The sequence below is a fragment of the Photobacterium rosenbergii genome (genome assembly GCF_033022775.1).
Taxonomy (GTDB): domain Bacteria; phylum Pseudomonadota; class Gammaproteobacteria; order Enterobacterales; family Vibrionaceae; genus Photobacterium; species Photobacterium rosenbergii_A.
Genome location: NZ_JAWJZI010000002.1, coordinates 309,762 through 322,435 on the forward strand (window position 1 = coordinate 309,762; position 12,674 = coordinate 322,435).

Consider the following 12,674-nt stretch of genomic DNA (forward strand, 5'->3'; position numbering starts at 1 on the left):
TACGACCGAGTGGACTCGAACCACCGACCCCCACCATGTCAAGGTGGTGCTCTAACCAGCTGAGCTACGGTCGTACTGTCATTATCATGTTTAGTGATAATGGTGCGTCTGAGTGGACTCGAACCACCGACCCCTACCATGTCAAGGTAGTACTCTAACCAGCTGAGCTACAGACGCAAATTGTGTTCTAGTTTTAAGCTAGAAATTGGTACGACCGAGTGGACTCGAACCACCGACCCCCACCATGTCAAGGTGGTGCTCTAACCAGCTGAGCTACGGTCGTACTGCGTTCCCGTGGGAACGAGGAGCATATTAGCGAGTGATGATCCCTCGTGCAAGTGTTTGAGTTGGCTTTTTTTAGTTATGGTGACTGTTTGCTTATGCTTTGAGCGCGGCGGATTATTTCTCGCCGCCGAGGTGGGTAAAATTGTGATTTCAATCACTTTTATTCGTCGTTGTATTTACTGGCTTGGCATTTGCACACCAGATAAACCAATACCAGCAGTCATTTTTGATGACTGCTGGTATTAACTAAAGGTGAAAAAGCTATTGGGTTACTGTGCTCTAACTGACTTCTGCGCTTTCAGTTTGCTCAAGAGTTGCAAATAAATCGTTGAATGACTGGGTAAGCTTATGCGAAGGCAGTAAGTGGATCAGCGGCTGCTGGTGGTAGTGTGACTCCTTCATCTTGATAGAAAGCGGTAGATAAGGCTCAAGGATAGGTAAGCCAATATCTTTCAGATCTGCAATGATCTGCGCTGGGAACTTGGCCTGGGCGTTGAACATATTGACGATAACCCCTTCCACTTCGAGCTTGGGGTTATGATCATCACGGAGTTCAGCCACATTGTTGAGCAATGTCATCAACGCCTGCTGTGAGAAGCTGTCGCAATCAAACGGAATTAACAGTTTGTTGGCACCGATAAGTGCGGCTTTGCTGAAGAAATTTAAGTTGGGTGGGGTATCGATATAAATCCGATCATATTCCTTGTCTAATTCATCAAGGGCATCGCGTAACTTGTAGATTTTGTAGCGGCGTTCTAGCTCCGACTCGATTTTTTCAAGCTTCGGGCTGGAGGGAATAATATCGAGGTTTTCAAATGGTGTGGCCTGCGGGTAAGACTTGATTGGCGTAGACACCGAAAACCACCCGACAGTTTGGTTTAGCAGCTCAGCAATATTCTTGTTGTTGTCAGTGTTGATATCAAAGCCAAGGTAATGGCTGCTGTTACCTTGGACATCCAAGTCGATAAGAAGGGTTTTATAGCCTTTAGCGGCACTGATGGCGGCAAGGTTGGCTGTAATACTGGACTTACCGACCCCACCTTTTTGATTGAAAACAACACGACGCATAATGCTTGAACCTACCTTGGTAACTATGTGTAAATGTCTAGAAAGAATAGGCTACCATTAGCCTAATATGAGCTGCAATGCTTATTGTAATAACTCGTGGTCGGGTGGAAGAAGCCGTGAAATCCACAAGATCAGTTTGTGTTTCATGTTCGGGCCATCTTCTTTGTCTTCAGGGAGTGGGGTGATTTGCCTGAACTGAACCAATAAACGGTAAATGCACTCCACTTTGTCTTTTGATGAGACGGACTTGTCTAAATCATCAAACCCTTGTTTTTGGGCAAAAGCCATTCCCAGTTCGAGCGCTTTTTTCAGCAACTTTGCATCGTTCTTGTTTTTCTTCATGTTTGGCTCCGCCTAATGTTGTTAGTTTCATCTTAGAGCCTGTTGCCACGCATTTATAGCAACATGGCGCATTTCTTTGCGCTGAGTCTTTGAAATTGTTGGCAGTGCAGCAGTAACCGTTAGCGAGTTAGTGGATACCCACTTTGATATTGCAGCGTTTGAAGGTTCTTTGCCAAAAGCTGACGTGTTTTAGGGTCGCCTGCCTGAACTGGTCGTGTAGCTCTCCGCTTATGTACTTCTCGTAGTAAGGTGTAATGGCTTGGTTTTTGGCATGATCAGGGTTTAGCAGTTCGCTCAGAGCCGGGGAAATTTGCTGGTACTGGGAATCCAGTTCGGCAAGATATGGCTGCAGCTTGTTAACAAAGAATTTGTAGAAAACATTGCTTAGGTACTCGGCTTGTTGCTGATTTCGATTAGGACCGCAAATGAGCGCCGATTCACTCTTTTCTAGCATGTTGGTAATGCTATCCAACCATAAGGTGGAAAGTTGGATTGAAAAAATAAGCTGCCCGAAATAGTGGTGGGCATGTAGCTGCTCTTGGTGTTTGATAAGTCTATCGGCTTGTTTTTCTTCAATACTGGTTCCGGCCTGGATGTGCTGTTGGATATAGGCAAGGTGGTTAAATGCATTTAGGCTTTCATCGAAACCATAAAATAGACCTAGTTCAAAGGGTTGATGATGTATAGTCAACTGTTGCCGCCACTCTTTTTCAGTCGTGAACATATTCCACAGGTGATGGGCAAGTTGGGCTTGCTTTTGCTGTTTGAAACCAGCAAGCATAGGCAGTACTTCGGAATCATCCGGTAATGTTTCCTGGCAATGATTAAGGCCATTTAACAGAATGAGTTCGTATCGGAGTTGCCGTGTTTTGTCCTGCACCTTCCCAAGGATTGAGTTGCGCTCGGCAATTAGGTTAAACAGGCCGCACTTTCTCAGTTCATAAGCATCAAGCAAATCGATGCGGATATCTTCAACCGGAAGTAGGAGGTCTCTTGGCTCAGGGAAAGCTTCTAACTCATCGTCATTGATTGTCGCAGGAGAGGTATCAAGGACATTGGCTAGCCTATCGTTATAGGTATTGAAACTGCGTTTAGCGCTATTGGGCTCACACCCCGTAAGAGCCAGAAGGATAACAAGTGTATTTAATAAAATATGGGGCTTTGTATACATGCTTCAGAACTAGTCACTGGTAGTATGGTAAGTATACGCAGCAAAACAAAAAGGCGACCATTGGCCGCCTTTAATTATTGAACTTGCAAGGAAATCTAGCTTAGCGCAAAGACATCTGTAGTTGCGCGTCTTCGTCTTGCTTCTGTACCCAGAACAACCTAGAAGCCAACATAAGCGCTGCAGCAGTTAGGCCGATAATGTTTCCGATCCAGAAGCCATGTGGGCCCATTGGGTCTACTATCCAATCTGTCATGCCGAGTATATAGCCAATCGGCAGGCCGAGGATCCAGTAGGCAATAAAGGTACGGATGAAGATCGCCCGCATGTCCTTATAGCCTCTCAATGCACCGGCCGCCACTACCTGGATGGCATCGGTACACTGGTAGATGGCTGCCAAGAACAATAGCTGTCCTGCAATCATGATTACTTCACGGTTATTGGTGTACATCTCGGCAATTGGCTCGCGGAGTACAACAGTCATTACCGCAGTCATTGCAGCTGTCACAAAGGCCACAATCAAACCGCAACGGCTAGCAATTTTGGCTTCGTTGAAGTCCTGTCGACCAAGAAGGTGGCCAACTCGAATACTTAAGGCTGCACCTAAGCTCATCGGGATCATAAAGATCAGCGAAGAGAAGTTACTGGCGACCTGGTGGGCGGCCACTATGGTCGAGCCTAATGGTGAAATCAGCAATGCAATGGCGGCAAATAGTGAGACTTCAAAGAAGATTGAAGCGGCAACTGGAAAGCCAAGGCGGAACAGGCGGGTGACCGCTTTGATCTGCGGCTTCTGCCAGTGGTCGAAAATACCAACGCTACGCAGTTTTTTATTGTAGCGAATGTAAACCAGCATCGAGAAGAACATCAGCCAGTAGACAATCGCCGTCGCGACACCACAGCCGACTCCCCCCAGAGCGGGTGCACCAAACTTACCGTAAACAAAGATCCAGTTAAGTGGGATGTTACAGGCCAGGCCAATAAACCCGATCACCATAGCCGGCACAGTCATTGAAACGCCTTCAGTGAAGCTTTTCAGGGTTTGGAAGAACAGGAACCCTGGAACGGCAAACAATACCGCATACAGGTAGCCCGTGGTTTTCTCTGCCAAAGCCTCTTCGACATCCATCATGTCAATCAGGGCACCAGCGTTATAGAGTACCAAGATGATAGGCACAGAGATTAATGCGGCGAGCAGGAAACCGTGCTGGACTTCAAAAGGGATTTTATTGCGTTTGCCAGAGCCGTTAAGGGTAGCAACAATAGGTACAAGGGCGATAAGCAGACCAACACCAAACAGGATCGCAGGCAGCCAGATACTGGCAGCAACCGATACGGCTGCCATATCAGTGGCACTGACGCCACCGGCCATGACGGTATCGACAAATCCCATGGACGTTTGAGCAACAGAAGCAACCAGTACAGGGATAGCCAATTTTAGGAGGTGGCGTGTTTCACGCCGATAGTTGTGCACGAAAGCGCTCCTGATTGAAGAATAAATAACGCGGGAATTATAACGATTAGCTAAAGCGACACAATTGACTTTGAGCCAAAAGAGAGAAATTCATAATCTTTGCTAAGTATCATTTGGCTTGCTTTTTACCAAGCAAGTTTACTGTTAACATGCTGAAAGTTAGCTTATCCGCAGGAGTTGTTATGTTTACTGGAATTGTTCAGGGCACCGCAGAAGTTATTGCGATTGAGAAGAAAGAAGCGTTTCAAACCCATGTTGTTCGTTTGTCCGGCGAGATGCGGGAAGGGCTGGAAGTTGGTGCCTCTGTGGCGCATAACGGCTGCTGTTTAACAGTGACCAAGCTAGAAGGCGATAATGTCTCATTCGACTTAATGCAAGAAACCTTAGCAGTCACTAACCTTGGAGAGCTTAATGTTGGCGGTAAGGTGAACATTGAGCGTGCGGCCAAGTTTGGTGATGAAATAGGTGGCCATTCCATGTCGGGTCATATCAATGCTGTAACGCAGATTGTTGATATCGTAGTCTCGCCAAACAATACGACGATTTGGTTTGAAATTCCTAAGTCATACAATAAATATATATTACGGAAGGGATATATTGGCTTGGATGGTTGTTCTTTGACTATTGGTACGGTTGAAGAAGAGCGTTTTTGTGTTCACCTTATTCCAGAAACTCTGCAGAGAACATTATTTTGCGTCAAGGAAGTGGGCGCTAACGTCAATATTGAAATTGATCCGCAAACTCAAGCAATTGTCGATACCGTAGAAAGGGTATTGTCAGAAAAGGGCCTTGCATAAATCAATAAGGCTAATAACACTAATAGTAAAGTGCTTGAAATAATGAAAACCCCTACATAGCAGTAGGGGTTTTTGCTTATTGATATTAGTGATTAATTGTCACCAACATGAAAGATTAGAATATTTGCTCATCATCAGCATCCACAAACAAATTGATGGTTTTATGCTGCTCATCAACTTGCATATTTAGGTGGATAGCATGGCAACAAGCAGGACAGTCATCATAAAACTCTTGGCTACCTGCGCTGGCATCAAGGGTAATGGGGATGTTGTGGCCGCAATGTGGACATACCACTGTTTGCTCTGTGAAATTCTTCATAGTGTACTCCTTGCAAACTTATGACAAGAATTAGCATCCAAGTTGCAATAATTCTCAAGAACACGACTGGTTCAGTTCAATGATTTAACTTTAGCGTTAAGCGTTCGTTTTCGCCTCAAATTAACTATAAAGTTTGAAGTGATAGAAAAAACCGAAAAAGAAGTAAAAGTCAGGAGGTAGAACACGGAAAAAGGCTGGACGTATAAATTTTTGTTTATATATATAAAATAAAACTTAGGTCAGAATTGGAACATTTATTGTGTGAATGCATGGGAGTAAAGAAGGTGCAAAGAATATAATGGTTCTATGTGCACCTTTTAGAAATAGTAGGGTACTCAATAAATGCAATAAATTGCTTATTTACTTCGAGTAACGAGTTAAGTTTGCGATCGGCAATGGCGCAGCGGGGGGCATTGGCGTAAGCATTATTACACCAATGACGAACCGTTAAAATAGACTTATTTGAGCCCGAGTTTTTCCATCATTTGTTCAGCTTGGGTGATGTAGCTGCCGCCAAATAAGTTGCAGTGATTAAGAACATGATAGAGGTTGTAGAGATCTTTGCGTTCCTCGTAACCATCATCCAGTGGCCAGACAGACTGGTAACCTTCATAGAAACTAGGTGGGAAACCACCAAACAGTTCGGTCATGGCGATATCACACTCGCGATCGCCCCAGTAACTGGCAGGATCAAAAATGATCGGCCCGGTGACGGTAAGGGCCGTATTGCCATGCCAAAGATCACCATGAAGCAAAGATGGCTTAGGCTGGTGGTGGACCAGAAGGTCGATAACCTTACCAGTGATCGTGTCAATGTTGCCAAAGTCGATCCCTTTTTCTGAGCAGAGCTGCAATTGCCACGCAATACGCTGCTCGGCAAAGAAGCGGCACCACTTCCTACGCCACTGGTTGGGCTGCGGGGTTCGGCCTACATAGTTGTCGAGATCAAAGCCGTATTCGCCCTGTTCGCCCCAGGCATGCATTCGCGCTAACTGTTCACCAAGAGTATAAGCCGATTGGTTATCGATCACTTTGGTCGGCAGGTAATTGAGCACGATGAAAGCACGGTCTTTGGTTGTGCCAAGATGGATAAACTGAGGCACCTGAATGCAGTCAGTTTCGTTGAGCATTCTCAGGCTTTCGGCTTCAGTTTCGAACATCACAAGCCGTTCGCGGTCATTGAGTTTGACGAAGTAGCGCTCGTTTTCGTCGCCGATGCAGTAGCATTCATTAATGTCACCGCCTTCAAGCACTTCCTTTTCACTGATTTTGAACGGTCTATCCAATACCTCAGAAAGTTGGTGAGAAATTGCTTGCCACATAGCATCCTCCACGAAACATCAATATGCAGTTGGGCTCGTTGCCTCTCAACATAGTAGTCTATTTATTGAGCTAATAACTGGGTATTTATCAAGGTTTTAAAGTTTGGTTGTCAAATGAAGGGCTATGAACCTTTGATTAATTTTTCATTTAGCGTCAATTATCACTTCTTTGGCTCCATTTAGGCACCGCTTTGGCGGTGGGGAACGCAAACCGCCATATCACCTGCAATTTATTTATCCAGTGCTTCGCCGGTATACATAAGGTATTCAACGCAAAGAGAATAAAATGCATTTGCCTGTGGCGAAATGGTCCGGTCGGTGAGACGGAAAATCCCGATATCACGCTTCAATGGTGGATCAATCAATGGACGCCAGACCAACTTGGTTTCATTTGTAGGAAAAGCCAATTTAGGCAGGGTGGTAATACCTATTCCCAATTCTAAAACGGAAAATAAAGAGGTGATGTTCTCGACGGAATAGAGCGCTTTCTCACTGAGCACATGGGCAGGCGTTGATTCTAGTAAAGTACAGGTACCATTACGAATGAACGGTTGCTTGAGCAAGGTTTCCCAGCTTATCCCTTGTTCGTGCTGGGCGAGAGGGTTGTCTTGTAGGCAAACCACGCCAAGTGGATCTGACAATAAGGGAGTGAATGAGATAGCACTATCTTCAAGCTGTGAGCAGTTGCCTAAGGCTAAATCGACTTCTCCGGCTAATAACCTAGCTTCCACCCCTGCGGCGTTATCGTCTATTAAACTCACTTCTACTTTAGGGTAGCGCTCACAGAATGCTGCCAACACGCTCGGGATCAGTTTAGCGGCAACGGAAGGGACACACGCGATGCGAACTTTGCCTTGCTGACCCGAGGCAATGGCTTTTAGATCATTATCTAGATCATTGTAAATACTCAAGAACTGCGAAATTTTAGGGTATGAAACTTTGCCAAATGGGGTGAGTTGCGCCTTATGCCCGGTTTCGAACAACGCTTGGCCCAGCATCCTTTCTAATTCTTTTACAGAAGTAGACAGTGCAGCCTGTGAGCGGTTTGCCCGTTTCGCCGCAGCTCTAAAGCCACCTTCTTCGACCACCATCACAAAATGAATCATTTGCTGAAGCTTAATTCCCATTACAACCTCCTTGTTAGCCCTTTATCCATCATGCCTGATTCAAGGTGTTAAATAAAATTTATCAATTGTAAAAAAATAACCGTTAGATATATCAGTACTTTTAGTGCATGATTTAACCATCTCGAAACATGTTGATTACAAAAAATGGAGTTGAGCGTGAGCCTTCAAGATAAAAAGCAAGCTGTCAAAACCTCTCTCTTTGCATCGAAAGCCCCGCTTGAGTGGGCGATCACCCATAACGGAACGCTCTACACCGCGCAGATCCCTATTGATCAGAATGGCGTTGTGGTGGACGGCGGGATCGATGCCCAGACCCGCAAAACATTGGACAACCTAGTTCACACCTTGGAGTGTGCGGGTGAGTCAATGGATTCTGTATTGCAGGTACTGATTTATGTGACTGACAGAGAGTACCTTGCCACCGTCAACAAGGTTTATGCCGAGTACTTCAATGCCCCATACCCAAATCGTGCTGCCATGGTCGTAGCTGGTTTGGCACGAGAAGAAATGTTAGTTGAGCTAGTGGTTTACGCCGCGGTGAAGGAATAAGGAAATGGCAATGACAACGACAATTCAAGCAGAGCAATCCCTTTATATCGCAGGTGAGTGGCAGTCAGGCCAACGCACTGTAGCAAACATCAACCCATCAGACATCAGTGAAAACTTGGGTGATTTCGCCCAAGCCAGCCAAGCCCAGGTTCAACTCGCCATTGATGCGGCTAATGCGGCGCAACCAGAGTGGGAGAAAACCCCGATGGAACGCAAGCTGGCAGTGCTGCAGGCCATTGGTGACGAGCTAATTGCTCGTTGTGACGAACTGGGCCGCTTGTTATCCAGCGAGGAAGGAAAGCCGTTCGCAGAAGGTCGAGGTGAGATCTACCGCGCTGGTCAGTTCTTCCAGTATTACGCCGCTGAGGTGCTACGCCAGGTTGGTGATACTGCCGCTTCTGTTCGTCCGGGTGTCTCTGTGGAAGTGACTCGGGAAGCCGTGGGTACAGTAGCGATTATCTCGCCTTGGAACTTCCCGACAGCGACAGCAGCATGGAAGATTGCCCCAGCATTGGCTTTTGGTAACAGTGTGATTTGGAAGCCGGCCAATCTAACTCCAGCCAGCGCAGTGGCGCTAACTGAAATCATTGCCCGCCAAGGCTTGCCAGCTGGCACGTTCAACTTGGTACTGGGCAGCGGGGCGGAAGTCGGGGATACGCTGATTAACTCTACGCAGATCCAAGCGGTGAGCTTTACGGGCTCGGTAGACACTGGCCGTAAAGTGGCGGCTGCAACTGCGCCAAACTTTGTTCGCTGTCAGCTTGAAATGGGGAGCAAGAATGCTTTGATTGTTGCTGATGATGCCGATATCCAAATCGCTGTTGAAGCAACCATTGCCGGCTCGTTTTCCGGAGCAGGGCAGAAGTGTACTGCTTCATCCCGCTTGGTCGTGATGGACGGTATACACGATGCCTACGTTGAAGCGTTAATCAAGCGCATGAGTGAGCTGAAAGTAGGCCACGCATTAGAGGATGGCATTTTCATGGGGCCGGTGGTTGATGGCAAGCAGCTTGAAGCTAACTTCGGTTGGGTGGAGAAAGCCCGTCAAAGCGGCGCTGAGCTAGCCTTTGGCGGCGAGCGCTTGAACCTGAAACACGAAGGCTATTACATGTCACCAACCCTGTTCGTGAACACCCAAAATAGCTGGGAAGTGAACCAAGAAGAGGTCTTCGCCCCTATGGCCTGTGTCATCAAGGTGTCTGATTTGGATGAAGCCATTGCCACAGCCAACGATACCCGATTTGGTTTAACCGGCGGCATTATCACCCAGAGCCTGCGCACCAGCGCGCTGTTCAAAGAGCAGATCCAAACCGGTTGTGCCATGGTGAACCTGCCGACTGCGGGGACGGATTACCACGTACCATTTGGTGGCCGCAAAGAGTCGAGCTTTGGTCCTCGCGAGCAAGGCCAATACGCTAAAGAGTTCTACACCGTTGTGAAAACTGCCTACCAGCGTCCTTACTAAGGAGTGGCCTATGTACCAGCAGGAAATAGTGATTGACGGTTTGCAGTACTGCCATTGGGACCGAGAGTACTTCCAGACCTTGAAGGCCAGCGGTATCCACGCCGTGCACGCGACCTTGGTGTACCACGAGAATGCCCGTGAAACCTTGACCCGTTTTGCTGAGTGGAACCTGTTGTTCGAACGCAATGCTGATCTGATCATGCCGGTGCTTTCGATGGCAGATGTTGAGAGCGCGAAGGCGCAAGGTAAGGTCGGGATCATGTTCGGAGCGCAGAACTGCTCACCCATTGATGATGAAATTGGTTTGGTTGAGGTGATGCGTCGTCAGGGGCTGTTGATCATGCAGCTGACCTACAACAACCAAAGCCTGCTGGCGACAGGTTGCTACGAACAAAACGATAACGGTGTCACTCGCTTTGGTAAGCAGGTGATTGAGGAGATGAACCGTGTCGGCATGATTATCGATATGTCGCACAGTGCCGAGCGTTCAACCCTTGATGCAATTGATTTATCGGCACGCCCGATCTGCATTAGCCATGCCAATCCGACCTTTGCCCATGATGCGCTGCGGAATAAGTCGGACACCGTTATCAAGGCACTGACTGCCAGAGGTGGTTTGTTGGGCTTTAGCCTCTATCCGTTCCATTTGCCAAATGGCAGCCACTGTACCTTGGAAGACTTTTGCCAGATGGTTGCCCGCACCGCAGAAATGGTCGGCGTTGAGCATCTCGGTATCGGCAGTGACTTGTGCCTGAACCAACCACAATCAGTGCTTGAATGGATGCGAAACGGCCGTTGGTCGAAAGCGATGGATTACGGTGAAGGTTCAGCAAGCAATTCGGGCTGGCCTGATGCCTTGCCTTGGTTTAGCGGTAGCCGTGGGATGGAAAACATCTACAACGGATTGATCAAGACAGGTTTCAGTAAAGCCGAAGCCGGCCAAATCATTGGCGGTAACTGGTTCAACTTCCTGCAAAGCGGTATTGAGCCCGCCGAGCAGTAACACAAATACTTAAAAGGCCTGCCATTCCAATAACTCCAGCAGGCCACCTAATTATCTTTGCCCAGACAAATCCACTAACCGCTGGAGACAATTTATGTCTGACATTATGAACACGGCAAAGGCTGAAACCATTAATACTCAGCCTTCGCAGAAAAGCACACACCCTACAACAGAAACCCTAACAGAAAAGCTCGGTGTTAATAATCCGGTACTCTGGCTTAGTGGCGGCTTTATCGCTCTGTTTGTCACCTTGGCGTTATATGACAATGAGTTGCTGTCTTCTTTTGTAAATACAGGGTTTGCCTGGTCGGTTAAATATTTTGGTCCTTACTGGCAAATTCTGCTGCTACTTACCTTTTTGATTGGCCTCGCTTTGGCAGCAGGCAGAACAGGCCACGTTAAACTTGGCAACCTGGATGAGCCTGAAACCGATGCCTTCCGCTGGATTGCCGTCATGTTGTGTACGCTTTTAGCGGGTGGTGGCGTATTTTGGGCTGCGGCAGAGCCGATTGCGCACTATGTTAGCGCTCCGCCGCTGTACGGCGAGGCCGCGACACCTTGGCAGCAGGCGATTAACAGCCTCTCACAGTCATTTATGCACTGGGGCTTTCTGGCCTGGGCTATCACCGGATGTTTAACTTCTATTGTGCTGATGCACTTGCACTATGACAAAGGGCTACCGCTTAAACCCCGTACGTTGCTTTATCCTTTGCTTGGTGAACGAGCCCTCAAAGGAGCTATTGGCGCGACAATCGATGCCTGCTGCATTATTGCGGTGGCTGCAGGGACAATCGGCCCTATTGGCTTCCTCGGTTTGCAAATCAGCTATGCCCTAAATGCCTTGTTCGCCGTTCCTGATGGTTTTACCACTCAACTGATCATCATTTTGTTTGCCATTGCAATCTATACCATCTCGGCCTTGAGTGGTCTGAATCGCGGGATCCAGATCCTTAGCCGCTGGAATATTATCTTGGCGGTTGGCCTGATGCTGTACATCTTGCTGGTTGGCCCGACAAACTTTGTCATCAATGGTTATCTGCAAGGTGTTGGCACCATGTTGGATAATTTCATACCAATGTCTACTTACCGTGGCGATGAAGGCTGGCTAAGCTGGTGGACGGTGTTCTTCTGGGGCTGGTTCCTAGGTTATGGCCCTATGATGGCAATCTTCATTTCGCGTATCTCCCGTGGCCGTACAATTCGCCAGTTGGTCATGACTCACAGTGTGATGGCACCGCTCGTGACTTGCTTCTGGTTTACCATCGTTGGCGGTACCGGTGTGGCATTTGAAGTGGCCGACCCAGGCTCAGTGAGTAAGGCGTTTGAAGGATTCAATCTTCCGGGGGCACTACTGGCGATTACCCAGCAGCTACCGTTCCCGCTAATTGTATCGATTCTGTTCTTGATCCTGACCACGATTTTCATTGTGACCACGGGTGACTCGATGACTTACACCATCAGTGTGGTGATCAGTGGTGAAACCGAGCCGAATGCTTTCATCCGAACCTTCTGGGGCGTGATGATGGGTTTGACGGCACTTATATTGATTTCGCTTGGCTCCGGCGGGGTATCGGCACTGCAGTCATTCATTGTGATAACCGCTGTACCGGTATCGCTCATTCTGCTGCCGTCGCTATGGGATGCCCCCAAAATTGCGATGAAGATGGCTAAAGAGCAAGGGGTTTAAGTCTACAGATTCAAATGGATTCACACGTACTCTACAACATCATTCCCGGGCGGTAGTTGGACGCCTTA

At 47.7% G+C, this 12,674-nt stretch carries 12 protein-coding genes and 3 tRNA genes; 5 read left to right on the plus strand and 10 right to left on the minus strand.

The genetic code is table 11. The features are described from left to right. The 7 genes from R2X38_RS05590 to R2X38_RS05620 all read right to left on the minus strand — a co-directional run bounded on the left by R2X38_RS05590 (position 1) and on the right by R2X38_RS05620 (position 4,337). Positions 1-74 (minus strand) — tRNA-Val (locus tag R2X38_RS05590). A gap of 26 nt (positions 75-100) precedes the next feature. Beyond that, a tRNA-Val gene (locus tag R2X38_RS05595) sits at positions 101-177 on the minus strand. A 29-nt stretch (positions 178-206) separates the two neighbouring features. Further along, positions 207-283: transfer RNA gene (locus R2X38_RS05600), tRNA-Val, on the minus strand. A gap of 281 nt (positions 284-564) precedes the next feature. Then, a complete protein-coding gene (locus R2X38_RS05605; protein ID WP_317521188.1) occupies positions 565-1,353 on the minus strand; it encodes a ParA family protein in 789 nt (262 codons plus the stop codon). Positions 1,354-1,434: 81 nt separating this feature from the next. Continuing rightward, positions 1,435-1,695 carry a DUF5062 family protein gene (locus R2X38_RS05610; protein ID WP_317521189.1) on the minus strand — a complete coding sequence of 87 codons (261 nt, stop codon included), beginning with the start codon at positions 1,693-1,695 and terminating at the stop codon, positions 1,435-1,437. Between the two features lie 127 nt (positions 1,696-1,822). Next, entirely contained in the window at positions 1,823-2,866 is a 1,044-nt protein-coding gene (locus tag R2X38_RS05615; RefSeq protein ID WP_317521190.1) for a DUF3080 domain-containing protein, read from the minus strand. A gap of 100 nt (positions 2,867-2,966) precedes the next feature. Beyond that, positions 2,967-4,337: an MATE family efflux transporter gene (locus tag R2X38_RS05620; RefSeq protein WP_317521191.1), complete on the minus strand. Its 1,371-nt coding sequence runs from the start codon at positions 4,335-4,337 to the stop codon at positions 2,967-2,969. A gap of 182 nt (positions 4,338-4,519) precedes the next feature. Here R2X38_RS05620 and R2X38_RS05625 point away from each other — a divergent pair, with 182 nt between their 5' ends. Beyond that, positions 4,520-5,134 (plus strand): riboflavin synthase subunit alpha, encoded by a 615-nt coding sequence (locus R2X38_RS05625; RefSeq protein WP_317521192.1) that lies wholly within the window; start codon positions 4,520-4,522, stop codon positions 5,132-5,134. 115 nt (positions 5,135-5,249) lie between these two features. Here R2X38_RS05625 and R2X38_RS05630 read toward each other — a convergent pair whose 3' ends face one another. From R2X38_RS05630 to R2X38_RS05640, 3 genes are all read right to left on the minus strand, one after another. Next, positions 5,250-5,453, minus strand: a complete 204-nt coding sequence (locus tag R2X38_RS05630) for a CPXCG motif-containing cysteine-rich protein (protein WP_317521193.1) — start codon at positions 5,451-5,453, stop codon at positions 5,250-5,252. Between the two features lie 458 nt (positions 5,454-5,911). After that, positions 5,912-6,775, minus strand: a complete 864-nt coding sequence (locus tag R2X38_RS05635) for a fructosamine kinase family protein (protein WP_317521194.1) — start codon at positions 6,773-6,775, stop codon at positions 5,912-5,914. A 230-nt stretch (positions 6,776-7,005) separates the two neighbouring features. Further along, entirely contained in the window at positions 7,006-7,902 is an 897-nt protein-coding gene (locus R2X38_RS05640) for a LysR family transcriptional regulator (RefSeq protein ID WP_317521195.1), read from the minus strand. A 156-nt stretch (positions 7,903-8,058) separates the two neighbouring features. Between R2X38_RS05640 and R2X38_RS05645 the strand changes: the two genes are divergently transcribed. The 4 genes from R2X38_RS05645 (at position 8,059) to R2X38_RS05660 (ending at position 12,606) form a co-directional block, all read left to right on the plus strand. Beyond that, complete coding sequence (locus R2X38_RS05645; protein WP_411184682.1) at positions 8,059-8,451, plus strand: RidA family protein; 393 nt, start codon at positions 8,059-8,061, stop codon at positions 8,449-8,451. A 4-nt stretch (positions 8,452-8,455) separates the two neighbouring features. Next, the gene (locus R2X38_RS05650; RefSeq protein ID WP_411184684.1) at positions 8,456-9,916 is read left to right on the plus strand and encodes an aldehyde dehydrogenase family protein; all 1,461 of its coding nucleotides are present in this window, start codon (positions 8,456-8,458) and stop codon (positions 9,914-9,916) included. Positions 9,917-9,926: 10 nt separating this feature from the next. Beyond that, positions 9,927-10,919 (plus strand): membrane dipeptidase, encoded by a 993-nt coding sequence (locus R2X38_RS05655; RefSeq protein ID WP_317521198.1) that lies wholly within the window; start codon positions 9,927-9,929, stop codon positions 10,917-10,919. Positions 10,920-11,013: 94 nt separating this feature from the next. Then, the gene (locus R2X38_RS05660) at positions 11,014-12,606 is read left to right on the plus strand and encodes a BCCT family transporter (RefSeq protein WP_317521199.1); all 1,593 of its coding nucleotides are present in this window, start codon (positions 11,014-11,016) and stop codon (positions 12,604-12,606) included. The last annotated feature ends 68 nt before the right edge of the window (positions 12,607-12,674 follow it).